The organism is Variovorax durovernensis (genome assembly GCF_977011995.1).
Genome location: NZ_CDRNCW010000001.1, coordinates 6,283,357 through 6,309,930 on the forward strand (window position 1 = coordinate 6,283,357; position 26,574 = coordinate 6,309,930).

The 26,574-nt window shown below is 69.4% G+C and carries 25 protein-coding genes; 16 read left to right on the top strand and 9 right to left on the bottom strand.

Features of this window, described 5'->3' with window-relative positions; genetic code table 11:
• Positions 1-15: 15 nt before the first annotated feature.
• Positions 16-1,533, top strand: coding sequence for an AMP nucleosidase (locus ACWV14_RS29825; protein ID WP_454905357.1), 1,518 nt, complete (start codon positions 16-18; stop codon positions 1,531-1,533).
• A gap of 107 nt (positions 1,534-1,640) precedes the next feature.
• A complete protein-coding gene (locus ACWV14_RS29830; RefSeq protein WP_454905359.1) occupies positions 1,641-2,651 on the top strand; it encodes a Bug family tripartite tricarboxylate transporter substrate binding protein in 1,011 nt (336 codons plus the stop codon).
• Positions 2,652-2,670: 19 nt separating this feature from the next.
• Here ACWV14_RS29830 and ACWV14_RS29835 read toward each other — a convergent pair whose 3' ends face one another.
• Positions 2,671-3,363, bottom strand: coding sequence for an ArsR/SmtB family transcription factor (locus tag ACWV14_RS29835; protein WP_454905361.1), 693 nt, complete (start codon positions 3,361-3,363; stop codon positions 2,671-2,673).
• A gap of 82 nt (positions 3,364-3,445) precedes the next feature.
• Between ACWV14_RS29835 and ACWV14_RS29840 the strand changes: the two genes are divergently transcribed.
• Positions 3,446-4,615, top strand: a complete 1,170-nt coding sequence (locus tag ACWV14_RS29840; RefSeq protein WP_454905363.1) for a cytochrome P450 — start codon at positions 3,446-3,448, stop codon at positions 4,613-4,615.
• Here the strand turns inward: ACWV14_RS29840 and ACWV14_RS29845 are convergent.
• Together ACWV14_RS29845 and ACWV14_RS29850 are read right to left on the bottom strand one after the other, a co-directional pair.
• Positions 4,573-5,562, bottom strand: coding sequence for a flavin-nucleotide-binding protein (locus tag ACWV14_RS29845; RefSeq protein ID WP_454905365.1), 990 nt, complete (start codon positions 5,560-5,562; stop codon positions 4,573-4,575). The genes ACWV14_RS29840 and ACWV14_RS29845 overlap by 43 nt on opposite strands.
• Complete coding sequence (locus ACWV14_RS29850; protein ID WP_454905367.1) at positions 5,559-6,209, bottom strand: glutathione S-transferase family protein; 651 nt, start codon at positions 6,207-6,209, stop codon at positions 5,559-5,561. Before ACWV14_RS29850 ends, ACWV14_RS29845 begins: the two co-directional genes overlap by 4 nt.
• A 118-nt stretch (positions 6,210-6,327) precedes the next feature.
• Here ACWV14_RS29850 and ACWV14_RS29855 point away from each other — a divergent pair, with 118 nt between their 5' ends.
• The gene (locus tag ACWV14_RS29855; protein WP_454905369.1) at positions 6,328-7,218 is read left to right on the top strand and encodes a LysR family transcriptional regulator; all 891 of its coding nucleotides are present in this window, start codon (positions 6,328-6,330) and stop codon (positions 7,216-7,218) included.
• Here ACWV14_RS29855 and ACWV14_RS29860 read toward each other — a convergent pair.
• From ACWV14_RS29860 to ACWV14_RS29870, 3 genes are read right to left on the bottom strand one after another with little or no spacing between them, the layout of a single operon-like run.
• A complete protein-coding gene (locus tag ACWV14_RS29860; protein WP_454905371.1) occupies positions 7,208-7,837 on the bottom strand; it encodes a hypothetical protein in 630 nt (209 codons plus the stop codon). The genes ACWV14_RS29855 and ACWV14_RS29860 overlap by 11 nt on opposite strands.
• Entirely contained in the window at positions 7,834-8,517 is a 684-nt protein-coding gene (locus tag ACWV14_RS29865; protein ID WP_454905373.1) for a hypothetical protein, read from the bottom strand. The genes ACWV14_RS29860 and ACWV14_RS29865 overlap by 4 nt, the downstream gene beginning before the upstream one ends.
• Entirely contained in the window at positions 8,514-9,356 is an 843-nt protein-coding gene (locus ACWV14_RS29870; RefSeq protein WP_454905375.1) for a hypothetical protein, read from the bottom strand. The genes ACWV14_RS29865 and ACWV14_RS29870 overlap by 4 nt, the downstream gene beginning before the upstream one ends.
• A gap of 99 nt (positions 9,357-9,455) precedes the next feature.
• Between ACWV14_RS29870 and ACWV14_RS29875 the strand changes: the two genes are divergently transcribed.
• Together ACWV14_RS29875 and ACWV14_RS29880 are read left to right on the top strand one after the other, a co-directional pair.
• Positions 9,456-10,403 (top strand): ATP-binding cassette domain-containing protein, encoded by a 948-nt coding sequence (locus ACWV14_RS29875; RefSeq protein WP_454905376.1) that lies wholly within the window; start codon positions 9,456-9,458, stop codon positions 10,401-10,403.
• A gap of 3 nt (positions 10,404-10,406) precedes the next feature.
• The gene (locus tag ACWV14_RS29880; RefSeq protein WP_454905378.1) at positions 10,407-11,240 is read left to right on the top strand and encodes an ABC transporter permease; all 834 of its coding nucleotides are present in this window, start codon (positions 10,407-10,409) and stop codon (positions 11,238-11,240) included.
• Between the two features lie 7 nt (positions 11,241-11,247).
• Here ACWV14_RS29880 and ACWV14_RS29885 read toward each other — a convergent pair whose 3' ends face one another.
• Positions 11,248-12,849 (bottom strand): glycosyltransferase family 39 protein, encoded by a 1,602-nt coding sequence (locus tag ACWV14_RS29885; RefSeq protein ID WP_454905380.1) that lies wholly within the window; start codon positions 12,847-12,849, stop codon positions 11,248-11,250.
• A gap of 136 nt (positions 12,850-12,985) precedes the next feature.
• Between ACWV14_RS29885 and ACWV14_RS29890 the strand changes: the two genes are divergently transcribed.
• The 7 genes from ACWV14_RS29890 (at position 12,986) to ACWV14_RS29920 (ending at position 19,908) form a co-directional block, all read left to right on the top strand.
• Positions 12,986-13,441, top strand: coding sequence for a MarR family winged helix-turn-helix transcriptional regulator (locus tag ACWV14_RS29890; protein ID WP_454905382.1), 456 nt, complete (start codon positions 12,986-12,988; stop codon positions 13,439-13,441).
• 86 nt (positions 13,442-13,527) lie between these two features.
• A complete protein-coding gene (locus ACWV14_RS29895; RefSeq protein ID WP_454905384.1) occupies positions 13,528-13,953 on the top strand; it encodes an organic hydroperoxide resistance protein in 426 nt (141 codons plus the stop codon).
• 269 nt (positions 13,954-14,222) lie between these two features.
• Entirely contained in the window at positions 14,223-15,338 is a 1,116-nt protein-coding gene (locus ACWV14_RS29900) for a DUF2855 family protein (RefSeq protein ID WP_454905386.1), read from the top strand.
• A 33-nt stretch (positions 15,339-15,371) separates the two neighbouring features.
• Positions 15,372-16,406 carry a serine/threonine protein kinase gene (locus tag ACWV14_RS29905; RefSeq protein ID WP_081267519.1) on the top strand — a complete coding sequence of 345 codons (1,035 nt, stop codon included), beginning with the start codon at positions 15,372-15,374 and terminating at the stop codon, positions 16,404-16,406.
• Between the two features lie 1,006 nt (positions 16,407-17,412).
• Positions 17,413-18,930, top strand: coding sequence for an IS21 family transposase (istA, locus tag ACWV14_RS29910; protein ID WP_301505348.1), 1,518 nt, complete (start codon positions 17,413-17,415; stop codon positions 18,928-18,930).
• Positions 18,923-19,714 (top strand): IS21-like element helper ATPase IstB, encoded by a 792-nt coding sequence (gene istB, locus ACWV14_RS29915; protein WP_301505346.1) that lies wholly within the window; start codon positions 18,923-18,925, stop codon positions 19,712-19,714. Before istA ends, istB begins: the two co-directional genes overlap by 8 nt.
• A complete protein-coding gene (locus ACWV14_RS29920; protein WP_301512338.1) occupies positions 19,711-19,908 on the top strand; it encodes a hypothetical protein in 198 nt (65 codons plus the stop codon). The genes istB and ACWV14_RS29920 overlap by 4 nt, the downstream gene beginning before the upstream one ends.
• A 7-nt stretch (positions 19,909-19,915) precedes the next feature.
• On the opposite strand, the gene ACWV14_RS29925 is transcribed toward ACWV14_RS29920, so the two are convergent.
• Positions 19,916-20,947, bottom strand: a complete 1,032-nt coding sequence (locus ACWV14_RS29925; RefSeq protein ID WP_454905388.1) for a LysR family transcriptional regulator — start codon at positions 20,945-20,947, stop codon at positions 19,916-19,918.
• A 101-nt stretch (positions 20,948-21,048) separates the two neighbouring features.
• Here ACWV14_RS29925 and ACWV14_RS29930 point away from each other — a divergent pair, with 101 nt between their 5' ends.
• The 3 genes from ACWV14_RS29930 (at position 21,049) to ACWV14_RS29940 (ending at position 25,189) form a co-directional block, all read left to right on the top strand.
• Positions 21,049-22,755 carry an acyl-CoA dehydrogenase family protein gene (locus ACWV14_RS29930; RefSeq protein ID WP_454905390.1) on the top strand — a complete coding sequence of 569 codons (1,707 nt, stop codon included), beginning with the start codon at positions 21,049-21,051 and terminating at the stop codon, positions 22,753-22,755.
• Positions 22,756-22,792: 37 nt separating this feature from the next.
• Positions 22,793-23,770: a Bug family tripartite tricarboxylate transporter substrate binding protein gene (locus tag ACWV14_RS29935; protein WP_422084636.1), complete on the top strand. Its 978-nt coding sequence runs from the start codon at positions 22,793-22,795 to the stop codon at positions 23,768-23,770.
• 294 nt (positions 23,771-24,064) lie between these two features.
• Entirely contained in the window at positions 24,065-25,189 is a 1,125-nt protein-coding gene (locus ACWV14_RS29940; RefSeq protein WP_454905392.1) for a CaiB/BaiF CoA transferase family protein, read from the top strand.
• Between the two features lie 21 nt (positions 25,190-25,210).
• Here ACWV14_RS29940 and ACWV14_RS29945 read toward each other — a convergent pair whose 3' ends face one another.
• Positions 25,211-26,551, bottom strand: a complete 1,341-nt coding sequence (locus ACWV14_RS29945; RefSeq protein ID WP_454905394.1) for a UDP-glucose dehydrogenase family protein — start codon at positions 26,549-26,551, stop codon at positions 25,211-25,213.
• Between the last annotated feature and the right edge of the window lie 23 nt (positions 26,552-26,574).

Sequence of the window (26,574 nt, forward strand, 5' to 3'; positions counted from 1 at the left end):
TTGCACAATGACGCCATGCCCTACATGCCCACCTTCGTCGCTCCCGCCCGCTTCACCGATGCCGCCTCCGCACTCGAACAGGTCAAGGCCATCTACCAGAGCGGCCTGGCCCATCTTCGCGAATCGATGCTGCGCTTCGTTGCCGGCGAGGCGCTGCCGGGCCGGGTGCGGGCCTGCTACCCGTTCGTGCGGGTGCATACCCACACCGTCTCGCGCCATACGCCGCCGGCCAATGCCGGCCTGAGCTACGGCTTCGTGGCCGGCCCCGGCCGCTACGAGACCACGCTGACGCGGCCCGACCTGTTCTCGCGCTACTACTTCGACCAGTTCCGCCTGCTGCTCGAGAACCACCAGGTCGAACTTGAGATCGGCACCAGCACGCAGCCCATCCCCATCCATTTCTCGTTTGCCGAGAACGACCACATCGAAGGCACCATGAGCGCCGAGCGCCGCGCCCTCATGCGCGACGTGTTCGACCTGCCCGACCTGGGCGTGATGGACGACGGCATCGCCAACGGCACCTATGAGGCGCGCGACGGCGAGGCGCAGCCGCTGTCGCTGTTCACCGCCGCGCGCGTCGACTACTCGCTGCACCGCCTGCGCCACTACACCGGCACCGCGCCCGAGTGGTTCCAGAACTTCGTGCTGTTCACCAACTACCAGTTCTACATCGACGAGTTCGTGCGGCTGGGCCACGAGGCCATGGCCGACGAGAACAGCGAGTACATCGCCTTCATCGAGCCTGGCAACGTGGTCACGCGCCGCCGCGGCCTGGCCGCTGGCGGCAGCGAGAACTTCGGACACCTGCTCGACGGCAGCCAGGGCACGGCCCCGCCGCGCCTGCCGCAGATGCCGGCCTACCACCTGGTGCGCGAGGACTGCAGCGGCACCACCATGGTCAACATCGGCGTCGGCCCGGCCAATGCCAAGACCATCACCGACCACATCGCCGTGCTGCGCCCGCACGCCTGGATGATGCTGGGCCACTGCGCCGGCCTGCGCAACACGCAGCAGCTGGGCGACTACGTGCTGGCCCACGCCTACGTGCGCGAGGACCACGTGCTCGACGAAGAGTTGCCGCTGTGGGTGCCCATTCCGGCGCTGTCGGAGATCCAGCTCGCGCTGGAAAAGGCCGTGGCCGACGTCACGCGCTACGAGGGCCCCGACCTCAAGAAGATCATGCGCACCGGCACCGTGGCCAGCACCGACAACCGCAACTGGGAGCTGCTGCCCGGCAACCAGCCGCAGCGCCGCTTCAGCCAGAGCCGGGCGGTGGCGCTCGACATGGAAAGCGCCACCATCGCGGCCAACGGCTTCCGCTTCCGGGTGCCCTACGGCACCCTGCTGTGCGTGAGCGACAAGCCGCTGCACGGCGAGATCAAGCTGCCCGGCATGGCCAACCACTTCTATCGCGAACGGGTGGAACAGCACCTGCGCATCGGCATGCGGGCCATCGACATCCTGCGCGAAGAAGGCTCCACGCGCCTGCACAGCCGCAAGCTGCGCAGCTTTGCCGAGGTGGCCTTCCAGTAAAGCAAGGGCGCCCGGCGTGCATCCGGGTTTGTCCCTGCCCGCGCACGGGCAGGATCGGCGCTTTTCGCGGACATCATTCGGTTTCCCCACAGAAAACCGGAAACAAGATGCCCCAGTCGCCTTCCGTCACTCTCTCGCGCCGCAACTTCTCGGCATGGATCGCGGCATCGGCCGCAGCCGCAGGCACGGGGGGCGCCGCGTTGTGGCCCGGCGTCGCCAGGGCGGCCGACGCACCGGCGGGCAGCAAGCTGCGCATCGTCATTCCCGCGAACGAAGGCGGCGGCTGGGACCAGACCGGCCGCGCGCTCGGCGCCGCGCTGGTGGCATCGGGCGCCGTGGGCAACGTGGTCTACGAGAACATCGGCGGCAAGGGCGGCACCATCGGCCTGGCCAAGTACGTCGAGAAATACGATGCCGACCCGGAGGCCCTGCTCGTCAGCGGCATGGTGATGGTCGGTGCCGTGGCGCTGCAGAAGCCGGCCGTGACCATGAGCAATGTGTCGCCGGTGGCGCGCCTGACCAGCGACTACGAAGTGGTGGCGGTCAAGGCCGACTCCCCCATCAAGACGCCGAAGGACCTGATCGCGCAGCTGCGCGCGGACGCGGCCAACACCGTGGTCGCGGGCGGCTCGGCCGGCGGCGTGGACCACATGTACGCCGGCATGCTGGCGCGCGTGGCGGGCGCCTCTTCCTCGCTGGTCTACCAGGCGCACCCCGGCGGCGCGCAGGTGGTGGAGGCGCTGGAAAGCGGCAAGGCGGTGGCGGGCATCTCGGGCTTCAGCGAATTCAGCGACAGCCTGGCCAGCGGCCGGCTGCGCGCCATCGGCGTGTCGTCTAAGCAGCCGTTCCAGGGCATCGCATCGGTGCGCGAACAGGGCGTGGACGCCGACCTCGCCAACTGGCGCGGCGTGATGACCGGCAAGAAGGTGCCGCCCTACCGCAAGGCCGTGCTGCTCGACGCGGTGCGCCGCGCGACCACGCATGACCTCTGGGTGAAGACCATCAAGCGCAACAACTGGGACCCGTACTGGATGGCGGGCAAGGACTTCGAGAGCTTCCTCGAACTCGACACCGCGATGGCCGGCCCGCTGATCTATCTGCTCAAGCTGAAGGCCTGAAGCCGGGCCTTGCCGGCACTCAGGCGAAAAGCTCCGGCATCTCGCGCTGCGCCTTCGGCGTGAGCGTGAGCGCACGGCCGTCCAGCTCCTGCCGCGCCCATCCGCGCCGCAGCGACAGCTGAAGCCATGCGGCCCCAAGCGCACCGCCCAGGTGCGGCCGGCGCTCGCTCCAGTCGAGGCAGGCGCAGGCGAAACGCCGGCGCGAGCGGCGCACCGCGTCCACCTCCACGCCCAGGCTTTCCAGCGCGATCGCGCCGTCGGGCGTGAGTTCGTACGAACCGCTCTGCAAGCCGCTGAGCCAGCCCTGCGCATGCAGCCGGTCGTGCAACGCGACGCCCGCGGTGCCCGCCATGTGGTCGTAGCAGGTACGCGCGCTGCGCAGGCGGCTCGGCGTGTTGGGCTTGAATTCGGCGGCGCGCGGTGTGCCCGCGACCACCATCAGGCTTTCGAGCGCGGCGGCCACGTCGTCGTTGGCGAGGCGAAAGTAGCGGTGCTTGCCCTGCACCAGCAGTTCGACCAGCCGCTCTTCCTTCAGCCGCGCGAGATGCGCGCTCGCGGTGGACGCGGCCACCTCGGCCACTGTGGCGAGCTCGGTGGCGGTGCGTGCGTGGCCGTCCATCAGGCAGCTGAGCATGCGGGCGCGGGCCGGCTCGGCGATGGCGCCGGCTACGCGGGCGAGCTGGAAATCGGCGGTGGAATCGAGGGTGTCCATGCGCCCATCGTAAGACGGCCCGGCATCCGACACTTCGGCCACGGACGAAGTGTGGCGGCGCCGCCGATCGCACACTGCGGCCATGGACCCGAACAACAGCCCCACCTCCCCCGACGTGCCTCTCGACCCGGTCGCGGCCGTGACGCATGCCGACCCCTACCCCTTCTACGCGAGCCTGCGCGCCGGCCCTCCCCTGGCGTGGAACGAGAAGCTGCGCCTATGGGTAGCCAGCCGCGCCGAGGTGATCGAAGAAGTGCTGCAGGCGCACGGCGCGCTGCGGGTGCGGCCGGCCGCCGAGCCGGTGCCGAACGCCATCGCGGGCAGTCCGGCCGGCGAGGTGTTCGGCCACCTGGTGCGCATGAACGACGGCACAGCGCACGAAGCTCACCGGCCCGCGTTGCAGCGGGCGCTGGCCGGGCTCGATCTGAATACTGTGCGTGAAGCTGCTCTGCAGGTGGCGCGGCAAGTGCCGCAGCAGCAGCCGCTGTCCGACACACTGTTCTCGATGCCGGTGCGGTCCGTCGCAAATCTTCTGGGTTTTGCAGACGAGGCACTGCCGCAGGTCGACCTGTGGACGCGCGACTTCGTGGCCTGCCTGTCGCCGCTGTCGACGGCGAGCCAACTGCAGGGCGCAAGCACAGCGGCAGGTGAATTGATGACGCGCTTCGAAGACCTCGTCGCGGGCACGCCGCCGCGCCGGGGCACGCTGCTGGCGGGCGTGCTGGCCGAGAGCGCCGCGCCGTCGCGCTCGCTGCTAGCCAACCTCGTCGGCCTGCTGTCGCAGACCTGCGACGCCACGGCCGGCCTGCTGGGCAACAGCCTCATCGCCTTGATGCGCGAACCTTCGCTGCGCGCAAGCGCCCGCACGCGCGACGGGCTGCAAGCGATCGTGGAAGAGACGGCGCGGCACGACCCTTCGGTGCACAACACGCGGCGCTTCGTGGCAGAGCCCGTCACCATCGCGGGGACACCGCTCGCGGCGGGCGACACGGTGCTGGTGCTGCTGGCCTCGGCCAACCGTGATCCGGCGTTCAACGCGGACCCCGACAGCTTCATCCTCGTGCGTGCGAAGCGCCGCATGCTCGGCTTCGGCCACGGCATGCACGCCTGCCCCGGACAGGCCCTGGCCTGCACGCTGGCGGCGGCCGGCCTCGAAGCCCTGCTGCAGCGCGCACCCGACATCGACGCGCAGCGCCTGCGCGGCTGGCACTACCGGCCGTCGGTAGCGGCACGCGTGCCGGTGTTCCACTGACCGGTGCGCGCGAGATGCGGAGACAGCTGCGCATCGCCCCAGCGTAGCGGCAGCGCCGCCGGGCGGCGCAAGGCGTGCGTCACATGAAAGCGCATCAGCCGTTCCGCGCCTTCGAACGCGGCCACCTCGGGGCCGTTCCACACGATCTCGGCCGTGACCGCCACATGCAGCAGGTCGCCGCTGTCGAAGTCGACGAACAGCAGCCCCGCGCGCGGATGTGCCGCCAGGTTGCCGAGCGTGTTGAAGAAGCGGTTGCCGTTGAAGTCGGGCACGGTCAGCGTGTCGTCGCCGTCGATGCGCACGAAGCCCGGGCGGCCGCCGCGGTGCGACACATCGACGCCGTGCGAACTCGCATCGGCCTCGTCGCCCACCGCCACTTCGTTCGGATACGCGGTGGCAACGAACAGCGTGTCGGCGCTGCCGATGAGGCGGTGCGCCGCCAGGTCGAGCTTGTCGAGCCACTGCGCCGGCGCCGCATCGCCGCGCGGCGGCGCGAACACCGGCTCGCGCGCCTGGATGTAGCGCGGGCAGTTGCCGAAGCTCTGCTGCACCTCGACCATGAAGCCCGCCGCGTCGATGGCCTCGACCGTGCCGTTCATGCGGTTGCGCCGCCGCGTGTGCGGCTGGATGCCGAGCAGGCCCAGTGTCGCGCCCTGCTTCAATTGGCCCGCGAGCGGATCGCCCGCCGCCGGCAGCGCATCGATGCGCAGGTGCGTGGCATCGGGCGAATGCACGAAGCCGGCGGGCGCCGCGAGCACGCTGGCCCAAGGCTGCAGCCCGTCGTCGATGCTGCCCGCCACGATGAACGGCAGCAGCGAGAAGAACTCGCGGTGCTGGTCGGGCATGAAGTCGCGGATGATGCGCGGGCCCGCGGCCTCCATCTGCTCGCGCGAACCCGCAAGCGCCTGCAGCGCGCGTTCGCCCGCATGGAACGGTGCGGCGATCATGCGGCCGCCGCGAGCCCGACGGGCGTGCGCACCATCGGCACGAAGCCGGGCAGCGCTTCCACCCGCGCAAGCCATTCGCGCACATGCGGATCGCCGTCGAGCGACACGCTGCCTTCGGGGGCGTGCGCCACATAGGCGTAGTTGGCGATGTCGGCCAGCGTGGCGGCCGGGCCCGCGAGGAAGGGCTGTTGGCGCAGGTGCGCCTCCATCACCGAGAGCAATGCATGCGAACGCGCCACCGTCTCCGACGGGTCGGCGGCCAACCCGAACAGCGCCATGATGCGCGCGGCGGCGGGCCCGTACGCCAGCGGACCGGCGGCCACCGAGAACCAGCGCTGCACCTGTGCCGCGCCCACCGCGTCTTGCGGCATCCAGCGGGCGGGGTCGGGCGAATAGCGCGCGTTGAGGTAGACCAGGATGGCGTTGGAGTCGGCCAGCGTCAGCTCGCCGTCCTCGATCACCGGCACCTGGCCGAAGAGGTTGCGCGCCAGGAATTCCGGCGTGCGGTTCTCGCGCTTGCGCATGTCGAGTTCGATGTTCTCGAAGGGCAGGCCGAGCATCGTGAGGAACAGGCGCACGCGGTGCACGTGGCCCGAAAGGACGGTGCCGTAGAGCTTGATGGGTCGAACGGGGTGGGCGGTGTTCATGGCGGGGTCCTTCCGAAATGTCTTTGAGGGGGTACCGCACCGATTCTTCTCTCTTGCGCCGGATGAATGAATAGCCACTTCTGTATTTGACAGCTGCGATTTTCGGTTTAATCGCGCGATGGATCGTTTCAAGGCCATGCAGACTTTCGTGCAGATTGCCGACCAGGGCAGCCTGACCCGCGCCGCCGAGGCGCTCGGCACCTCGCTGCCCGCGGTGGTGCGCTCGCTGGCGTCGCTGGAGGTGCACCTGGGCGTGCGCCTGTTCCACCGCACCACGCGCCGCCTCTCGCTGACCGAGGAGGGCCGCCACTACCTGCCGAGCGCGCGCGAGGTGCTGCTGGCGGCCGACGCCGCCGACCTTGCGCTGAAGGCCGAGGCGCGCGAGCCGGCCGGCCAGCTCACCATCACCGCGCCGGTGCTGTTCGGCCACATGTACGTGGCGCCGGCCATCGTGCGCTTCATGAAGCGCTACGAAAAGGTGCGCTGCAGCGTGCGGCTTTACGACCGCACGGTGAGCCTGCTCGAAGAGGGCATCGACGTGGGCATCCGCATCAGCCCGCTGGAAGACTCGTCGCTGGTGGCGCAGACGCTGGGCACCATCCGCCGCGTGGTGGCGGCGAGCCCCGCATACCTGGCCGCGCACGGCACGCCGCAACATCCGCGCGAGCTGAACGGCGCGCCCTGCGTGCGCGGCCGGGTCGATGCGCCACCGCAGTGGCTGTTCCGCGAAGGCGGCAAGACCATTGGCGTGACGCCGGACAACCGGCTGGAGTTCAACCACATCGCACCGGCCATCGAGGCCTGCGCGGCGGGCATGGGCTTCGGCACCTTCTTCTCCTACCAGGTGATGCCGCACGTGGCGCAGGGGCGGCTCGCGCTGGTGCTGGAAGACTTCGAGCCGCAGCCGCGGCCTGTGAGCGTGATCTATCCGAATGCGCGGTTGCTGCCGGCGCGCACGCGGGCGTTCATCGACTGGATGAAGATGGAGTTCGGCGAACTCAGGCTCTAGCAGACCCCAGGTAAGGTGCGAGCCAGTCGGCTCCGGGCAGCTCGGGTGTCTCGCGGCTGTCGTGCAGGCAGATTTCCGAGTCTTGCGCCAGCAGCGGCCAGCCGTCGCGGTGGAGTTGCTCGCAGAGCGCCACCACGCGCAGGCTGAAGGCATCCAGCGGCTCGCGGCTGCGCAGCGTGAGGAAGCAGGTGTCGGCTTCTTCGTGCAGGCTGTCGCGCGACAGCTGTGCGCCGTGCGCCTCGCACAGCTGCTGAAGCGCAGACAGGTCGTGCAGCTGGCGCAGCTTGCCTCGCCACTCGAAGTACTTTCCGGCGCAGCCCAGCCTGTCGGCGTCATGCACCTGCGCGTCGACCTTCACGCCCAGCACGGCCATGCCCGCGCGCGCCAGCCATTGCGCCAGCGCCATCGCCTCGGCCTTGGCTTCTTCGAAGTCGGCGCGCAGCCAGGCGATGGCCGAGGGCTGCGGCTTGCGCTCGCCGCTGTCGTGGTCGCTGCGATGGTGGTGATGGTCGATCAGCAGCGGCCGCAGCCCGGCCTGCTCGCACACCGCAACGAATAGAGGAATCTGCGACGCATGCAGTGCGCCGCAGGTCAGGTGCAGCTTCAGCATGGGCTTCATGGCACGGCCGCCCGTTCGGGCAAGGGCTTGCCCTCGCACAGCGCCGCCGCATCTGTGGCCAGGCCGCGCACGGATTCCTCGATGCCGAGGTTCAGCACCGACATGAATTCGCCGTTGCCGTTGGCCCAGTTGGTGCGCGTGCCCATGCCGTGGTACTGGCGCACCACGGGCTCGGCGCCGGGTGTGCGGTAGGTGGCCTGAAGCACGACGTGAGAAACCAGGTTCAGCCCGGCGGACCACGCATGCGCAAGGCGCAGCGCCACGTCGGCCGTCACCTGCCGCGCGGCGCCGGGCGACGGCGGCGCGGCGGCCACCACCTGCAGCCCGTAGCGGCTGGCTGACTGCAGCGCGCCGCGAATCCATGGGCCGGCGTCGCCGCCCTGGATGGACCGCACCGACACCGGCGTGGCGTGCAATGTGGGTCGCATCAGGGTCAGGTTGCCCACGTTGGCCTTGTTCAGGCGCAGGTCGTCGATGGCCGGCAGGTACAGGGTGCAGCCATTGGCCACGTGCAGCCGCGCGACCGGCGGGCTGTTGGGCCGCTCCGCCGCCTCGGGCGCCGGCTCGAACACCATGGAAAGCGGCTCGGTCTCGGTCAGCGCATGCGACAGGCCCGGCATGGCGCAGAGCGCGGTAAAGGCACACAGGGCGGCGGCACTCCGCGCGCGGATCGGCGTCATGGGGCTGCGCTCCTGACCGAGTAGAGGGCACCGTCCTGGTCGCGGAACAGCACGCGCCCCGGCTGCTCGTCGAAGCTCGCGCCGGCCACGGTCACCCACGAGCCGTTGACGTTGAAGCGCGCGGTCTTCACCGCGCCGGAGCGCGCGCCGGCGATGTCCATTGCCACCGCGCGCAGGGTCTGCGTCATCGAGTCGCGCATCACCGCGCGCAGCACCTGTCCGTCGTCGGCCGTGAGGCGGCGGATGACGGTGGCGCGCGCGGTACCGCCGATGGGCGTCTGGAAGATGGCGGCGGCGCGGTAGCTGGGCTCGCTCTTGCCGTCCTGCCACAGCAGGGCAGAGGCGCGCGTGGTGAATGCGCCGAGCCCGGGCTCGAGCGCGTATTGCAGCCACACCACCATGTACGCGGGGCCGTCCCGGGTGGCGGCGATGCGGGCTTCGTGCACCGCCTTGACCGGCATGGCGGCGAGCAGTTGCGCCGAGCGGATCTTCAGCGGGAACGAAGCGGGTTCGGCCAGCTGCGCGTCGAGCGCGCGCGCCGCCTCGGCGCGGTAGTCGTAGTCGAGCAGCGGGCCGACGATGGCCTGCACCTCGGCGCTCATGTCTTTCTGGCGCGACTGCTGCACGGAGGAGTCGATCAGCGCGCCGATCAGACCGCCGCCGGTGGCCGCGCTCACGCCCGGCGACTGCGCGGAGAACATGAAGCTCTCCTGGGCGACGACCACGCGCACGTCCACCTCCCGGACCTTGCCCCGGTCCGCGGCCGACAGCGGCCGATGAAACGGCGCACAGGCGCCGAGCGCCATCAGGAGAGACAGCGCCAACAGGAAACGCAGCATCTTTGGGCCTCCCCCCCGTGAAATGCATCTAGCAACGATTGTGCCGTGCCACGGGCAAACCGCGGCGCAGATTGCGCATGCCTGCGTCAGAATCGCCGCGTGCAGCCCACAACCACCTCGTCCCCCCCGCCCCTCTTCCACGTCAGCCGGTTGCGCAAGCGCTATGGCGAGACCACGGTCGTCGACGACCTGTCGTTCGAGATCGCGCCCGGCGAATGCCTGGGCGTGATCGGCCCGAACGGCGCCGGCAAGACCACCACCATCCGCATGTGCCTGGGCCTCACCGCGCCCGACGGCGGCGAGATCTCTGCGCTGGGCCTGCAGATGCCGCGCGACGCGCTGGCCATCAAGGCGCAGCTGGGCGTGGTCACGCAGTTCGACACGCTCGACCCCGACTTCAGCTGTGCCGAGAACCTGGTGGTGTACGGCCGCTACTTCGGCTTCAGCAAGGCCCAGGTGCGCGAGCGCGTGCCGCAGCTGCTGGAGTTCGCGGCGCTGTCGCACAAGGCCGATGCCAAGCCGGGAGAGCTGTCGGGCGGCATGCGCAGGCGGCTGTCGCTGGCGCGCGCGCTGGTCAACGACCCCAAGCTGCTGCTGCTCGACGAGCCCACCACCGGGCTCGACCCGCAGGCGCGCCACCTGATGTGGGAGCGGCTGCAGGTGCTGCTGCAGCAGGGCAAGTCGATCTTGCTGACCACGCACTTCATGGACGAGGCCGAGCGCCTGTGCTCGCGCCTGCTGGTGCTCGACCACGGCCGCAAGATCGCCGAAGGCCGCCCGCGCGACCTGATCGCCGAGCACCTGGAGCCCGACGTGGTCGAGGTGTACGGCAACGGTGCGCTGGCGCTGGCCGAGTCGGCCGAACTCAAGGCGATGGCCGCGCGCGTGGAGGTGAGCGGCGAGACGGTGTTCTTCTACACGCAGGACGCGCGGCGGCTGCTCGATGCCTTGACGCAGCACGGCGGCCTGCGCACCTTTCACCGGCCTGCGAACCTGGAGGACCTGTTCCTCAAGCTCACGGGCCGCCAGATTCGCGAGGACGGCTAGGCCATGAACACGACAACGACGACAACGACGAACGCGCCCGCTTCGCCCTCGGTCTGGCGCGCGCCCGAAATCTCTCTGCGCTGGTGGCCGGTATTCCTGCGCAACCTGCTGGTGTGGCGCAAGCTGGCCATTCCCAGCCTGATCGGCAACATCGCCGAGCCGCTGATCTGGCTGGTGGCCTTCGGCTACGGCATGGGCGCGCTGGTGGGGCAGGTGTCGGTCGACGGCGTGAAGGTGCCGTACATCCTGTTCCTGGCGAGCGGTTCGATCTGCATGAGCGCGATGAACGCGGCGAGCTTCGAGGCGCTGTACTCGGCCTTCTCGCGCATGCACGTGCAGAAGACCTGGGACGGCATCATGAACGCGCCGGTCGGGCTCGACGACATCGTGCTGGCCGAGATGCTGTGGGCCGCTTTCAAGTCGATCTTCACGGTCACGGCCATCCTGTTCGTGATGCTCGGGCTGGGCATCAGCCACAGCCCGAAGCTCATCGTCGCGTGGATGGTGCTGGTGGGCGCGGGCATCACCTTCTCGTCGATCGCGCTGATCTTCAACGCGCTGGCCAAGGGCTACGACTTCTTCACCTACTACTTCACGCTGTTCATGACGCCGATGATGTTCCTGAGCGGCGTGTTCTTTCCGCTCGAACAGCTGCCCTCCGCAGTCAAGGCCGTGGCGGCTTGGCTGCCGCTGACGAACGCGGTGGCGCTGGTGCGGCCGCTCTTCATGGACCAGTGGCCGGCGGGCTGGTGGGTGCATGCGGCGGTGCTTGCGGTCTACGCGGTCGTCGCCTTCTGGATCGCGCTGGCGTTGACGCGCAAGCGGTTCAGGGGGTGAGGCCGCGCTACTTCTTGGCATCCGCCGCGCAGTTCTTCGCTGCGCGCTCGCCGTGCGGCAGCACGATGCCCCAGCGCATGCGCAGGCTGTTGCGCTCGTCGGTGCCGGCCCAGGGGATGTCCAGCGTGCCGCGGCAGTCGGCCAGGGCCAGGCGGGGTTCGAGCAGCGCGCCTTCGGAGCGGAACTCCTGCGTGTCGAGGATCAGCACCATGCCGCCTTCGCGCTCCAGCGTACCGGGAGGCAGCCACGGCGAATTGCGCTCGTCGCCGTCGATCAGCAACTGCGTCGACGGGTCCATCTTCAGCGCCACCGCGCCCGCGAACCAGGTGTCGCCCACGAGCAGCCTGAACGGCTGGTCGCCGACGCGGTCGCGCCAGATGACGCGCACAGCGTCCGCGACTTCCTGCGCCGGCAGGTTGGCGCGCGTGATGTAGCCGAGCCGCTTGCTCAGCACGCCGTCGACCCAGCCCTGGCCGAGCGCGCCGGCCACATGGAGCACCGCCACCGTGATGACCACGCCGCGCCACCGGCGGCGGCTCCAGCGCTCCGCCTCGAGGCCGGGCAGCATGGCCACGGCCCACAGCGCGGCCGGCAGGAAGAAGGTGCCGAGCCACGAGGGAACCAGAGGGATCTTCAGCAGCACCGCTGCGGGAAACACGAGGCACATGGGCCCCAGCGTGGCCCAGGCCAGGAAACGCCGGTCGAACGCGTTCAGCCCCGGCGCGGCGGCCGATGAGGGCGCGGGCGCGACGGAAGCCCGGGTGAACCAGGCCCAGCCCGCCAGCAGCAGCATCGGCAACAGGCGGGATACCTGCACCAGGAACACATGCACCAGGTGGCGATAGCCATGCCCGTGCGTGCCCGGGTGGACGGAATGGCGCGCATAGGCGATGGTGCGGCTGGAGTGCTCCAGCACCCACCACAGGTGCGGCGCCATCAGCACCAGCGCGACGCCGGCCGCCAGCAGCAGGCCGCGCCGCACATGCGCAACGCGCCACAGGCCCTGCCGCACGATGAAGGCCGCGCCCACCGCGAACTGCACCACCGCGCTGTACTTGGTGAGCATCGACAGCGCCGCGAAGACGCCCAGCAATGCCCAGTCCCGCAGCCTCGACGACGACGGCGCGTGCAGCACGCGCCACAGCATCCACCAGTAGCCGGCCAGCGGCAGCAGCTGCACGGTGTTGTGGTTGTAGATGACCGCGCGCTGCACGTGGTAGGCCACCAGTGAACCGAGCAGCACGGCCAGCGCCGCGCGCGCCGGGTCGACCATTTCGAGCGACCAGCGCCACACCAGGTAGAGCGCGCCCACGCCGCAGCCGACGCCGGCCGCATAGGTCAGCCAGGGCTGGCGCCCGCCCAGCAGCATCAGGGCGCCCATCAGCCAGCTCGGCAGCGGCGGATGCTTGTAGTAGCTCCATTCGAAGCTGCTGCCCCAGAACAGCTCCTCGACGTTGTCCCAGGGCGGGGTCGGATAGAACCAGCTGATGGACAAGGTCCACAGCAGCAGCATCGCCCCCAGGGCCCACAGGATGTTGCGCTGCAAGGCAGAAGGCGAGACGGCCAGGGCCGTGGCGTTTCCTGTCGAGGGAATCGGGGAGAGTCGCATACGGAGTCGGGCGCGGGCAGGTCAGGCAGGTCGAGCGAAACGAAAGGCGGGATGAAAACGAAAGGCCCAAGTGTGGCACGGCGTTTACCTTAACTTTACATTGCACACAATTTAATTGTTCGCTACAATTCGACCCATGCGCTCCACACCCGTCTCCGCCGACGAAATGCTCAAGCTGGACAACCAGCTGTGTTTTGCCGTGTATTCCGCCTCGTTGGCCATGACCCGGCTCTACAAGCCGGTGCTGGAAAAGCTGCAGCTCACCTACCCGCAATACCTCGTGATGCTCTCGCTCTGGGAGCAGGACGGCCCCACGGTCTCCGCGCTCGGAGACCGCCTGTCGCTCGACTCCGGCACGCTCACCCCGCTGCTCAAGCGCCTGGAAGCCAACGGTTACGTGACCCGTGTGCGCGACGTGGCCGACGAGCGCCGGGTGCACATCACGCTGACGGCCGTCGGCCGCAAGCTCAAGACCCGCGCGGCCGAAGTGCCCGAATGCCTGATGGCGGCGGCCCAGTGCTCGGTGCCCGAGCTGGTTTCGCTCACCCAGCAGATCCAGACGCTGCGCGACCGCATCAGGAAAGCCGCCTGACGCAGGGCCCCTTTTTCTCCCCGCTGCGGCTGCTTGCGGCCGAAGCTTTTCCACCCTCCCTCCACTCCATCATCAAAGGAATCACCATGACCACCAAGCTCGACAAAGTGCTCTACACCGCAGAAGCCCACACGGTCGGCGGCCGTGACGGCGCAGGCAAGTCCAGCGACGGCGCCATCGACGTCAAGCTGAGCTCGCCCGGTTCCGGCAAGCCCGGCACCAATCCCGAACAGCTGTTCGCGGTCGGCTACGCCGCCTGTTTCATCGGCGCCATGAAGGCCGTCGGCCCGAAGATCGGCGTGAAGGTGCCGGAAGACGTCGCCATCGACTCCAGCGTTTCCCTCGGCCCGACGAACGGCGGCGCCGCCTACGGCATCGCCGTGAAGCTGGCGATCACGCTGCCCGGCCTGGACGCCGAAGCCAAGCAGAAGCTGGTCGACACCGCTCACCAGGTCTGCCCCTACTCGAACGCCACGCGCGGCAACATCGACGTGGAACTCACGATTTCCTGAGCTCGCCCCCAGGCTTCGCGCACTCCGTGTCGCTTCGCCTACCCCCTACCGGGGGCAACACCTGAGGCCCGGCAAAGCCGGTTCCTCGGTGTTCGCTTGAAGGGATCCGTTCCTTCGAAAAAAAGCGACCTGGCCACAAGCCGGGTCGCTTTTTTCATGCCCGCCGATGTCTCACGGGTGACGCCAAAACCCGCCGCGCGATGGCGCCTTTCACCAAGCTTGGCTAACGTCGCGGCCAGCCTCATCCACCAACCGCCGGAGCTTCGCCCATGAGCACCACCAGCCTTCTCATCCGCAAAGACCAGCTCGCGACCACGCGGCTGCACACCGCCACCGACGAGCCGCTGGCCGACGGCCAGGTGCGCGTGCGCATCGACAGCTTTGCGCTCACGTCGAACAACATCACGTATGCCGCCTTCGGCGACGCGATGAGCTATTGGCAGTTCTACCCGACCGGCGAAGAAGGCTGGGGCAGCATCCCCGTGTGGGGCTTCGCGAGCGTGGTGCAGTCGCTGCACCCGGGCGTGGCGGTGGGCGAGCGGCTCTACGGCTACTGGCCGATGGCCACCGGCGCGGTGCTGAGCCCCGGCCGGCTTTCGCCCGAGCGCTTCACCGACACGGCGGCGCATCGCGCCGAGCTGCCCGCGGTCTACAACCAGTATTTCCGCTGCGCGAGCGACCCGCTCTACACCGCAGACTCGGAAGACACGCAATCTCTGCTGCGCCCGCTGTTCATCACCTCGTGGCTGATCGACGACTTCATGGGCGACAACGATTTCTTCGGCGCAAAGACCATGCTGCTGTCCAGCGCATCGAGCAAGACGGCCTACGGCACTGCGTTCCAGCTGCACCGGCGCGAAGGCATCGAGGTGATCGGCCTCACTTCGCCGGCCAACGTGGCCTTCTGCGGAAGCCTGGGCTGCTACGACCGCGTCGTGACCTACGAGGCGCTCGACACCATCGCGGACGACACGCCCTGCGTGTACGTCGACTTCGCGGGCAACGGCGCGCTGCGCAACGCCATCCATGGCCGGTTCACCCAACTGAAGTACAGCAGCTCCATCGGCGGCACGCACGTCGAGCAGCTCGCCTCCAGGGGCGCCGGCAAGGACCTGGCCGGCCCGCGCGCCACGCTGTTCTTCGCGCCCGCGCAGATCAAGAAGCGCACGGCCGAATGGGGCGCGGAAGAGTACGGGCGCCGCATGGTGGCCGCATGGCACGACTTCATCGCCACCGCGACCGATGCGAACAAGCCCTGGCTGCGCGCCGAGCGCCACCAGGGCGGCGAGGCGGTGCAGGCCGCCTATGCGCAGGTGCTGGCCGGCAAGGGCGACCCGCGCACGGGCCATGTCCTTTCTCTTTACAAACAACCCGGCGACGCCTGACCCCTGAAGCGCGCGTGTGGCGACAATGGCCACATGACTCCTTCTTCCGCGGCGCCCGCGAACACACATCCTTACGAGAGCCTCACGCCCGACGTGGTGCTCGACGCGCTCGCGACGCTCGGCCTGCACGGCGACGGCCGGCTCACCGGCCTGAATTCCTATGAGAACCGGGTCTACCAGGTCTACCTGGAAGACCGCTCCGCGGTCGTCGTCAAGTTCTACCGCCCCGGCCGCTGGAGCGAGGCCGAGATCCTCGAAGAGCACGGCTTCTCGCTCGAACTGGCCGCCGGCGAAGTGCCCGCCGTGCCGCCCCTGGCCTTCGACGGCAAGACCCTGCACCACCACGCCGGCTTCGCTTTCAGCGTGAGCCCCTACCGCGGCGGCCGCGCGCCCGAGCTCGACGACTTCGAGGTGCTCGAATGGGTCGGCCGCTTCCTCGCGCGCATCCACACCGTGGGCAGCGCGAAGCCCTTCGAGGCCCGCCCCGCGCTCGACCTGCAGACCTTCGGCCTCGACTCGCGCGACTGGCTGCTGGAGAACGACAAGATCCCGCTGGACGTGCAGCGCGACTGGGAAAAGGCCTGCAACGACGCACTGGACATGGTCCGTGCCACCGCGCTGGCGCTGCAGCCGCCGGCCTCCGACTTCAAGCCGCGCAAGCTGCGCCTGCACGGCGACGTGCACCCCGGCAACATTTTGTGGACGCCCACCGACCGCCCCGGCGGCGGCCCGCACTTCGTCGACCTCGACGACGCGCGCACCGGCTTCGCGGTGCAGGACCTCTGGATGCTGCTGTCGGGCGACCGCGCCCAGCGCACCGCGCAGCTGTCGGGCCTGCTCGACGGCTACGAGCAGTTCCGCGAATTCGACCGGCGCGAACTGGCGCTGATCGAGCCGCTGCGCACGCTGCGGCTCATCCACTACAGCGCATGGCTGGCGCGGCGCTGGGAGGACCCGATCTTCCCGATCAACTTCCCGTGGTTCGGCTCCAGCGACTACTGGAAGGGGCAGATCCTCGTGCTGGAAGACCAGTGCGAGCAGATGGCCGAGGAACCCCTCTACGCCTAGAAATGCCGGCCCCCCGGCTTTTCACTCCGCTTCGCTGCGTGTAATTCTCCACCCCCTGTGAACGGCGGTCAGGAAGCGCGCTTATTCGGCGGTGAGAAGGCGCTTTTGTTCATCGGCGGTGAGAAGGCGCTTTTGTTCATCGGCGGTGAGGTGCCGTTTCCGTGACCGGCGGCGAGGCGGCGGTTTTGCAGTGATCGTTCGTGTGGGATGGGTCGCGCAGCAGGCCGCCCTGCAGGGCGGCCTGCTGCGCGGCGGCGCGTCGTGACGGCCACGGTCCTCTGGGAGGGTGGGCTGCGAGTGCGGTAGAACTCGGGGCATGCCCGAGTCGTAGGCGGGCACGGCGGCGGCCGTTGGCCTGGCAGCTTCATTCCGCACGCCGTGCCCTACAACACGCCGAAGCGGATGCAGCGCCAGTGTATTGCGAACGGGCCGGGCCCGCTCGCAGCAGCGGGGCGCCGCTCTGAGCGGCGAGGTCCTCGGGAGTGACCCCGAGGAGCCTGGCAACTGGTCGACCATCCCGCCCGCCTGTTCGTGTGCGCGCGCTGCCGTGCACAGGTGCTGCTGTGCAGTCGCTGCGATCGCGGCCAGCGCTATTGCGGCCCGGCGTGCTCTCGCGCAGCACGCCAGGACTCGCAGCGCGAGGCCGCACGGCGCTACCAGGCAGGCCGCGCCGGACGCATGGCGCATGCCGAGCGCGCACGCCGCTGGCGCCAGCGACGCCGCGAACGCGAGCGGCCGTGCCACTCAGTGGCCGCGTTGGACACTGCCGCCACCAACATCGTGACGCATCAGGGTTCCCCGATCCCGGCCCTCGGTGCTCCACTGGCCGCGCCTGAGCAAGCCCACGTGCGCGCGCCCTCCGTGTCCGATGCGACGCCGATCGCCTGGCGCTGCCGGCGCTGTGCCGCGGCGCTGTCGCCCTGGACTCGCCAGGGCTTCCTGCGTCACGCCCGCGCTTCACGCTGGCCTGCTCGCCTCATCGATCCCTGTCCGTGAAGGAGACACCTTGGTTATCCATGCCGATCTGAGTGCGCAGATCCTGCGTCTGTACCGCGCCGAGCGCTGGCGCGTAGGCACCATCGCCCGCCAGTTGCATGTGCATCGCGATACCGTGCGGCGCGTGCTCGCGCAGGCCGGCGATCCCGCGCCGGCTTCGCCGCTGCGGCCCAGTCGCATCGATCCGTACCGCGACTTCGTCCTCGCGACCTTGGTCAAGTTCCCCACGCTCACCGCCGCGCGGCTGTTCACGATGGTCCACGAACGCGGCTACCGCGGCAGCCCTGAGCACTTCCGCCATGTCATTGCCGGCATGCGCCCGCGCCCAGCGGCCGAGGCCTTCCTGCGGCTGCGCACCCTTGCGGGTGAGGCCGCCCAAGTTGACTGGGCTCATTTCGGTCACCTGCAGATCGGCCGTGCACGCCGACCGCTGATGGCCTTCGTGATGGTGCTGAGCTACTCGCGGCGTATCTTCCTGAGGTTCTTCCTCGATGCCCGGATGGACAGCTTCCTGCGCGGCCATGCCGAGGCCTTTATCGCCTATGGCGGGTGCGCGAGGGTCCTGCTCTACGACAACCTCAAGAGCGCCGTACTCGAGCGCGTAGGCGACGCCGTGCGCTTCAACCCCGAGCTGCTCAAGTTCGCCGCCCATCATTGCTTCGAGCCGCGCCCGGTGGCCATCGCGCGCGGGAACGAGAAGGGCCGGGTCGAGCGCGCCATACGCTACGTTCGCGACAGCTTCTTCGCCGCCCGTGCCTTCATCGACCTGGACGATCTGAACGCTCAGGCGCGCGCCTGGTGCGAGGGCCAGGCGTCGCAGCGGCGCTGGCCGGAGGATTCACGCCTGAGCGTGAACGATGCCTTCGAGGTCGAGCGATCGAGCCTGCTGGCGTTGCCCGAGCGCGAGTACCCGCTGGGCGAGCGCGTGGCCGTGCAGGTGGGCAAGACACCCTACGTGCGGTTCGACCTGAACGACTACACGGTGCCGCACACCCATGTGCGGCGCACGCTGTCGGTGCTTGCCGATGACCGGCGCATGCGCGTCTTCGACGGGGCACAGGAAGTCGCCTCGCACCCGCGCAGCTATGACAGCGGCCAACAGATCGAGGATCTGGCCCATATCCAGGCGCTGGTGGAGCGCAAGCGCGCCGCCCATGCGCATCGCGGCACCGATCGGCTCGCCCATGCTGCGCCGGGGGCGCTCGCGTTGCTCAAGGCGGCGGCCGCGCGCGGCCACAACCTGGGCACCATCACGGCCGCGCTGCTGCGCTTGCTCGATCGCTATGGCGCCGCGCCCCTGCAGGCGGCCATCGGCGAAGCGCTCAAACGCGATGTGCCACACCCCAACGCCGTGCGCCTGGCACTGGAGCGCGCCCGCGAGGAGCAGGGCCTGCCGCCGCCCACCGAGCTGCGCCTGAGCGAGGAGGTCGCCCGGCGCGACGCGCCGGTGCGCTCGCACGCGCTGGCGTCGTACGACCAGATCGTGCAGGCCTCACAGCCCGACCAAGGAGATCGCCGCGATGAGTGAGACACCGATGAACGCCGCCGAGTTGCGCGAACAGGCCCAGGGCCTCCGTCTGCATGGGCTTCTGGCCCATTGGTCCGAGGTGATGGCCGACGCCGATGCGGCGCAGCGCATCGCGCAGTGGCTGCGCTGGGAGCTCCAGGAACGCGGCCGACGAAGCCTGGAGCGGCGCCTTCGCGATGCGCACATCGGGCAATTCAAGCCCGTCGCCGACTTCGACTGGAGCTGGCCCACGCAGATCGATCGCGCAGCCATCGAGGAGCTCATGACGCTGCAGTTCCTCGCCGATGCCACCAACGTCGTGTTCGCCGGCCCCAACGGCGTGGGCAAGACGATGTGCGCCTGCAACCTGGGCTACCAGGCCGTGCTGGCAGGACATACGGTGCTGTTCGTCACCGCCGGGCAGTTGCTCGGCGACCTCGCGGCGCTGGACAGCGACTCGGCCCTGCGCAGCAGGCTGCGCCGCTATGCCGCGCCCGATCTGCTGCTCATCGACGAGGTCGGCTACCTGTCCTACTCCAACCGCCACGCCGACTTGCTCTTCGAGCTGGTCAGCCGCCGCTACCAGCACAAGAGCACCGTGGTCACAACGAACAAGGCGTTTGCCGACTGGGGCGAGGTCTTCCCCAACGCAGGGTGCGTCGTCTCGCTCGTGGACCGCCTCATGCACCGCGCCGAGGTCGTGCGCATCGAGGGCCAGTCCTATCGCGCCAAGGAAGCTCAGGAGCGCCTGGCTGCGCGTTCCAGGCAGCGCGCAGGCAAACCTGTCAGGAGCAAGAAGTCATGATGTCCGAGCGCGAACAACCACCAACGCTTCCCACCAACTGGACTGCCGAGCAGGCCCTGGCCGTCTTCGAGTGCCTGCGCGTGCTGCGCGAGCAGCTGTGGAGAATCTACGGCCGCGACGTCCAGCAGGCCTGGTACGACCAGCTCGTGCACGACGAGCCGCCTGCGTCCTTCGATCCGGACGAGCCGTTCTGAACCCCGCTCACCCAACCAGGGCCCCGCAAGGGGCCCTCTTCCATTGCGCCTCAACCACCTGCAAAACCGCATCCTCACCGCCGAATAGCAGCGGATTTACACCGCCGCCAACACCCCCCAAGGGGGAGGCCCGGCCGCCTTGGGGCGGCCCGGCGGCGGCCGGCTGCGCGTCGACCACGCCCTCAAGCAGACGCTCGACCAGCACGTTGGCCGGTCCGTTGCGCCAGATGCCATAGGCCTCCGACTGCGCCACCGCGCGGTCGAGCGGCCTGAACACCGCGCCGCGCAACGCCGAATTGCGCATCGCCTGCGGCACCAGCGCCACGCCCAGCCCCTGCGACACCAGCGAGACCACGGCCAGCCAGTGGCGCACTTCATGCCGCACCTCGGGCAGGAAGCCGGCGTCGGCGCAGATCGACAGGATGCGCTCGTGATAGTCGGGCGAGGCCTCGCGCGAAAACAGCACGAAGGGCTGCGCGCGCAGGTCGGCCGGCGCCAGCACCCGCTTGCGGGCGAGCGCATGACCCGCGGGCAGGCAGGCCACGAACGGCTCCGACAGCAGCAGCCGGTGCTGTAGTTCGAGCGGCACGCGCCGCGTGTGGGCAAAGCCCAGGTCGAGCCGGTCGTTCAGCAGCTCGGTGATCTGCACGCCGGAGTTGAGTTCGCTCAGGGTGATGCGCACCGCCGGATGCTTTGCCTGGAATGCACGCAGCGCCTGCGGCAGGCCCCGGTACAGCATCGCGCCCACAAAGCCGATGCGCAGCCGCCCCGCCGAGCCCAGCGCTACTTCGCGCGCTTCCACGGCCGCCTCTTCCGCCTGCAGCAGCACCCGCCGCGCCGATACGCGCAGCGCCTCGCCGGCCGGCGTGAGCCGCACTTCCTTGCTGTTGCGCTCGAAAAGCCGCGCGCCCACCGTTTCCTCGAGCTGGCGGATCGCCACCGACAGCGGCGGCTGCGAGATCGACAGGCGCCGCGCTGCCCGGCCGAAGTGAAGCTCTTCGGCGAGCACGGAGAAATAGCGCAGGTGCCGCAGTTCCATGGATAGTCAGATCGAATCGAACAAGACCAAATCGATATTAGACACGGATCGTCGCGGCTTCAACAATGCGCCAGACCAAAGGACCCATGGAGACAAAGCGCATGTCCGCAGAGCAAGCCCATCCGATTCCCGACCGCCACGGCCAGAACCTGTTCACCACCGACGCCGAGCTGCACGCCCTGCTCGCGCTCTACCTGCCCGAAGACCTGCGCCGGCACATGCAGCCGCACTTCGAGCGCCTGGGCGGCCTCGCAGGCGGCCTGCTCGACGAACTGGCCGGCACAGCCGACCGCAACCCGCCCGTGCTGAAGCAGCGCACCCGCACCGGCCTGGACGACCAGAAGATCCTCAAGCACCCCGCGTATGTCGAGATGGAACGCCTCGCGCTCGCCGAATTCGGCCTGGCCGCCATCTCGCACCGCGACGAGACGCTGGGCTGGCAGGGCAAGATGCCGCCGCTCGTCAAATACGTGCTGACCTACCTGTTCGTGCAGGCCGAGTTCGGTTTGTGCTGCCCGGTGTCGATGACCGATTCGCTCACGCGCACGCTCAAGAAGTTCGGCGACCCGGAGCTGGTCGCCAGGTACCTGCCGCGCCTGACCTCGCTCGACTTCGACGAACTCGCGCAGGGTGCCATGTTCATGACCGAGCAGGCCGCCGGCTCCGACATTGCCGCCACCGCCACGCTGGCCCACCGGGAAGCCGACGGCAGCTGGCGCCTGAGCGGCGACAAGTGGTTCTGCTCCAACCCCGACGCCGACTTCGCGATGGTGCTCGCGCGCGCCGACGATGAATCGGGCGGCCAGCCCGGCATGAAGGGCGTGTCGCTGTTCCTGCTGCCGCGCCGGCTGGACGACGGCAGCCTCAACCACTACCGAATCATCCGGCTGAAGGACAAGCTGGGCACACGCTCGATGGCCAGTGGCGAGATCCGCCTCGAAGGCGCGGTCGCGCACCTCGTGGGCGAGGCGGGCCGCGGCTTCGTGCAGATGGCCGACATGGTCAACAACTCGCGCCTGTCGAACGGCGTGCGTGCCGCCGGCCTGATGCGCCGCGCGGTGGCCGAGGCGGAGTTCATCGCGTCCGAGCGCCGTGCCTTTGGCCGCACGCTCGATCAGATGCCGCTGATGCAGCGCCAGCTCGACAAGCTGCGCCTGCCGGCCGAGCAGGCCCGCACGATGGTGTGCCAGACCGCACTGGCGCTCGCCCGCTCCGATGCCGGCGAGCCCGATGCCTATGCGCTGCTGCGCATCCTCACGCCGCTCATCAAGTTCCGCGCCTGCCGCGATGCGCGCAAGGTGACGGGCGATGCGATGGAAGTGCGCGGTGGCTGTGGCTACATCGAGGAATGGAGCGATGCGCGCCTGGTGCGCGACGCGCATCTGGGCTCGATCTGGGAAGGCACGAGCAACATCGTGGCGCTCGACGTGATCCGCGCGGTCAAGCGCGAAGGCTCGCTGCCCGTGCTGCGCGCGCACTGCCGGAAGCTGCTCGACGACGCGGCGCTGGCCCCGGCCTTTGCCAAGGCCCTGCGCAACGCGCTGGATCGCGCCGCCGCGCTGACCGAGACCGCAGCGCGCGAAGGCGGCGACGTGCTCGCGCGCCAGGCGGCATCGGCGCTCTACCACTGCACCAGCGCCATCGCGATGGCCTGGGAAGCCGCACACAGCGGCTCCGCACCGCGCCTGCGCTGGGCGCAGCTGGTGCTGCTGCACCGCGTGCTGCCGCGCGACCCGCTCTCGCCGGACGCGATGCCCGCCGACTGGAACGGCGCCGCCGCCGCACGCACCGCAGAGGCCGTCGCCTGAACCTGCTTTCCCACCACACAAGAACCGGAGACATCCCTTGAAACGCTTCATCTTCCTGCTGACCGCGTGCGCCACGCTCGTGGCCGCCGTTCCCGCCGCGCATGCGGCCGATGCCTTTCCCACCAAGCCCTTGACGCTGGTCGTGCCCTTCCCGCCCGGCGGGCCGACCGACGCGATGGCGCGCACGCTGGCCGCCGAGATGAAGGACCGGCTCGGCCAGCCGATGATCGTGGAGAACCGCGCGGGCGCCGGCGGCAACATCGGCGCCGAATACGTCGCACGCGCCGAGGCCGACGGCCACACGCTGATGTTCGGCACCTCGGGCCCGCTGGCCATCAACAAGAGCCTGTACCGCAAGATCAACTACGACCCGGTGAAGAGCTTCGCGCCGGTGATCCAGGTCGGCTACCTGCCCAACATCCTGGTGGTGAACCCCGCCCTGCCGGTGAAGACCGTGCCGGAGCTCGTGGCCTACGCCAAGGCCAACCCCGGCAAGCTGAGCTATGCGTCGTCGGGCAACGGCGCGTCGTCGCACCTGGCGGGCGTGCTCTTCAACTCGGTGGCGGGCACGGACCTGCAGCACATTCCGTACAAGGGCACGGGGCCGGCGCTCAACGATTTGCTGGGCAACCAGGTGAGCATGACTTTCACAGACATCCTCACGGCGCTGCCTTATGTGAAAGCCGGCAAGCTGCGCGCGCTAGGCGTGGCCACATCGGCGCGCTCGCAGGCGCTGCCCGACGTGCCGACCATCGCGGAGCAGGGCTACAAGGGTTATGACGTGAGCGTGTTCTTCGGCATCGTCGCGCCGGCCGGCACGCCTGCGGACCGCGTGGCCAAGCTGAATCACGCTTTTGCCGAGGTGCTCAACTCACCCAAGGTGAAGCAGATGTTCACCGCCCAGGGTCTCGAAGCATCGGCCGACACATCGCCACAGAAGCTGGGGCAGTTCATCGCTGCGGAGTCGGTCAAGTGGAAGGACGTGGTTCAGAAGTCCGGGGCGCAGTTGGACTGATTTCACGGCTTTGTTCGGGGCACGCTCACGCCGACGGGGTACCTTGCTCCGCGAATGTCCCCCGGGCTTCGCCCTCCTCCTTTATTTCGCTGCGCAAGGCACCCCGCCGTCGTGAGCGTTCAGAGCACTTGTTGATCAGCCAGCACGAAAGCTGCGTCCATCGTGCACAGGGCGCCGGGTGCTCCCCGCAGCGAAATAAAGGAGGAGGGGCGTAGCCCCGGGGGACATTCGCGGAGGGGAGTACCCGGTGGCCTGTGCACACGCCCTGAAAGAAAGAACAAACGAAAGACCGAAATGACACAACCCCAAGGCGCCCTCGCAGGCATCCGGGTGCTGGACATCTCCCGCATCCTCGGCGGTCCCTACTGCGGACAGATCCTCGGTGACCACGGTGCCGACGTGCTCAAGGTCGAGCCGCCACAAGGCGACGACACCCGCACCTGGGGCCCGCCATTCAAGGAAGGCGTGGCCTCTTACTACCACGGCCTCAATCGCAACAAGCGCGTGCAGCATCTCGACTTCTCGACCGACGAAGGCCGCGAAGCCCTTCTCGCGCTGGTGGCCGAGGCCGATGTGCTCATCGAGAACTTCAAGACTGGCACCATGGAACGCTGGGGCATCGGCTACGACACCCTGTCGCAACGCTTTCCGCGCCTCGTGTGGTGCCGCGTCTCCGGCTTCGGCGCCGATGGTCCGCTCGGCGCGCTGCCCGGCTACGACGCCGCCGTGCAGGCCATGACCGGCATCATGAGCATCAACGGCGAAGCCGATGGCGGCCCGCTGCGCGTCGGTCTGCCCGTGGTCGACATGGTGACCGGCCTCAACGCGGTCATCGGCGTGCTGCTCGCGCTGCAGGAACGCAACCGCAGCGGGCGCGGCCAGTTCGTGGAAGCGGCGCTGTACGACAGCGGCCTGTCGCTGCTGCATCCGCATGCGGCCAACTGGTTCATGGACGGCACCGCGCCGCGCCGCACCGGCAACGCGCACCCCAACATCTATCCCTACGACGCACTCGCCACCGGCACCGACCCCGTGTTCGTCGCCGTGGGCAACGACCGCCAGTTCGCCAGCCTGTGCCGCTGCATCGGCCTGCCCGGGCTTGCCGAAGATCCGCTCTACCGCAGCGCCGGTGCACGCTCGGTGCACCGCGACGGGCTCAAGCAGCAGCTCGAGGCGGCCATGGCCGCGTTCGACGGCCGCCAGCTCGTCGAGCAACTCATGGCCGCCGGCGTGCCCGCCGCACCGGTGCTGCCGGTCGACGCCGCGCTGCAGCACCCGCACACGCTGCACCGCGAGATGGTGGTGGAGATGCCCGGCGGCTACCGCGGCATCGGCGCGCCGGTCAAACTGAGCCGCACGCCGGCCAGCTACCGGCATGCACCGCTCACGCCGGGCGACGCCTTCCTGCCGCAGGACTGACGGACTGACCGGACGACCGCCTCAGCGCGGCACCGGGCGCCCGCGCCCGATGCCGTAGTACGCGATGCCCGCGGCCTCCACCTGCGCCGCGTCATAGACGTTGCGGCCGTCGAAGATCGCCGGCATGCGCAGTTCCCGCGCGATCTGCGCCAGGCCGATCTCGCGGAACGCCGGCCACTCGGTCACCAGCGCCAGCACGTCGGCGCCCTGCAGCGCCTCTTGCGCGGTGGCGCACCAGCGCAGGCCGTCGCGCTCGCCGACGATGGCGCGCGCATTCGCCATCGCGGCCGGATCGTGCACCTGCACGCGCGCGCCTGCCGCCAGCAGCCGCTCCAGCAGCACCAGGCTGGGCGCGTCGCGCATGTCGTCGGTGTCGGGCTTGAAGGCCAAGCCCCACACGGCGACGGTCTTGCCCGCGATGCGGCCTTCGAAGTGGTGCGTCATCAGCTCGAACAGCCGGCCCTTCTGCTCGTGGTTCGCGGCCTCGACCGCCGAGAGGATGCGCAGCGCATGGCCGTCGCGCTCGGCCATGCGCGTCAGCGCGCGCACATCCTTGGCAAGGCAGGAGCCGCCGTAGCCCGCGCCAGCCTGCAAGAAATCAGGGCCGATGCGGTGGTCCGCGCCGATGCCGCGCCGCACCATCTCGATGTCCGCGCCCGCATGCTCGGCCACGCGCGCCATCTCGTTCATGAAGCTGATGCGGGTGGCGAGCATCGCGTTGGCGGCGTACTTGGTGAGCTCGGCCGAACGGCGGTCCATCACCAGCAATGGCCTTTGCGGCTCGCTCACGAACGGTGCGTACAGCCGGGTCAGCAGTTCGATGGCCCACGGATCCCGCGTGCCGATCACCACGCGGTCGGGCCGGCGGCAGTCGCGTACCGCCGCGCCTTCGCGCAGGAATTCGGGGTTGGCGGCCACCGCGATGCGGTGCGAGGCGCCACGCCGCGAAAGCTCGCCGCTCAGCACGGCCTCGATCTGGTCGGCCGTGCCCACCGGCGCGGTCGACTTGCACACCACCAGCGCCTCGCGGTCGCGGTGCCGCCCGATGCCCGCCGCCACCGCCATCACATGCCGCAGGTCGACACGCCCTTCGGCATCCGCCGGGGTGTTGACCACGATGAAGAGAACCTCGCCGTGCCCGCACGCGGCCTGCGCGTCGGCGGTGAAGCGCAGCGTGCCGGCGGCCAGGCCCTCGGCCACCAGGGCCTCCAGGTCCGGTTCGTGCAAGGGCATCAGGCCGCGCTGCAGCCCTTCGATGCGCGCCAGGTCGGCGTCGGTGCAGAGCACCTCGTGGCCGGCCTCGGCCAGGCAGGCCGCGAAGCTCAGGCCCACGTAGCCGGCGCCGAAGATGCTGACCTTCATGGCCGGCCCGACGGCGCGCGGCA

Excerpts from the sequence above, each read along its gene's own strand:
- ACWV14_RS29825 (WP_454905357.1), top strand. The coding sequence starts at position 16 with ATGCCCTACATGCCCACCTTCGTCGCTCCCGCCCGCTTCACCGATGCC.
- ACWV14_RS29830 (WP_454905359.1), top strand. The coding sequence starts at position 1,641 with ATGCCCCAGTCGCCTTCCGTCACTCTCTCGCGCCGCAACTTCTCGGCA.
- ACWV14_RS29835 (WP_454905361.1), bottom strand. The coding sequence starts at position 3,363 with ATGGACACCCTCGATTCCACCGCCGATTTCCAGCTCGCCCGCGTAGCC.
- ACWV14_RS29840 (WP_454905363.1), top strand. The coding sequence starts at position 3,446 with ATGGACCCGAACAACAGCCCCACCTCCCCCGACGTGCCTCTCGACCCG.
- ACWV14_RS29845 (WP_454905365.1), bottom strand. The coding sequence starts at position 5,562 with ATGATCGCCGCACCGTTCCATGCGGGCGAACGCGCGCTGCAGGCGCTT.
- ACWV14_RS29850 (WP_454905367.1), bottom strand. The coding sequence starts at position 6,209 with ATGAACACCGCCCACCCCGTTCGACCCATCAAGCTCTACGGCACCGTC.
- ACWV14_RS29855 (WP_454905369.1), top strand. The coding sequence starts at position 6,328 with ATGGATCGTTTCAAGGCCATGCAGACTTTCGTGCAGATTGCCGACCAG.
- ACWV14_RS29860 (WP_454905371.1), bottom strand. The coding sequence starts at position 7,837 with ATGAAGCCCATGCTGAAGCTGCACCTGACCTGCGGCGCACTGCATGCG.
- ACWV14_RS29865 (WP_454905373.1), bottom strand. The coding sequence starts at position 8,517 with ATGACGCCGATCCGCGCGCGGAGTGCCGCCGCCCTGTGTGCCTTTACC.
- ACWV14_RS29870 (WP_454905375.1), bottom strand. The coding sequence starts at position 9,356 with ATGCTGCGTTTCCTGTTGGCGCTGTCTCTCCTGATGGCGCTCGGCGCC.
- ACWV14_RS29880 (WP_454905378.1), top strand. The coding sequence starts at position 10,407 with ATGAACACGACAACGACGACAACGACGAACGCGCCCGCTTCGCCCTCG.
- ACWV14_RS29885 (WP_454905380.1), bottom strand. The coding sequence starts at position 12,849 with ATGCGACTCTCCCCGATTCCCTCGACAGGAAACGCCACGGCCCTGGCC.
- ACWV14_RS29890 (WP_454905382.1), top strand. The coding sequence starts at position 12,986 with ATGCGCTCCACACCCGTCTCCGCCGACGAAATGCTCAAGCTGGACAAC.
- ACWV14_RS29895 (WP_454905384.1), top strand. The coding sequence starts at position 13,528 with ATGACCACCAAGCTCGACAAAGTGCTCTACACCGCAGAAGCCCACACG.
- ACWV14_RS29900 (WP_454905386.1), top strand. The coding sequence starts at position 14,223 with ATGAGCACCACCAGCCTTCTCATCCGCAAAGACCAGCTCGCGACCACG.
- ACWV14_RS29905 (WP_081267519.1), top strand. The coding sequence starts at position 15,372 with ATGACTCCTTCTTCCGCGGCGCCCGCGAACACACATCCTTACGAGAGC.
- istB (WP_301505346.1), top strand. The coding sequence starts at position 18,923 with ATGAGTGAGACACCGATGAACGCCGCCGAGTTGCGCGAACAGGCCCAG.
- ACWV14_RS29920 (WP_301512338.1), top strand. The coding sequence starts at position 19,711 with ATGATGTCCGAGCGCGAACAACCACCAACGCTTCCCACCAACTGGACT.
- ACWV14_RS29925 (WP_454905388.1), bottom strand. The coding sequence starts at position 20,947 with ATGGAACTGCGGCACCTGCGCTATTTCTCCGTGCTCGCCGAAGAGCTT.
- ACWV14_RS29930 (WP_454905390.1), top strand. The coding sequence starts at position 21,049 with ATGTCCGCAGAGCAAGCCCATCCGATTCCCGACCGCCACGGCCAGAAC.
- ACWV14_RS29940 (WP_454905392.1), top strand. The coding sequence starts at position 24,065 with ATGACACAACCCCAAGGCGCCCTCGCAGGCATCCGGGTGCTGGACATC.
- ACWV14_RS29945 (WP_454905394.1), bottom strand. The coding sequence starts at position 26,551 with ATGAAGGTCAGCATCTTCGGCGCCGGCTACGTGGGCCTGAGCTTCGCG.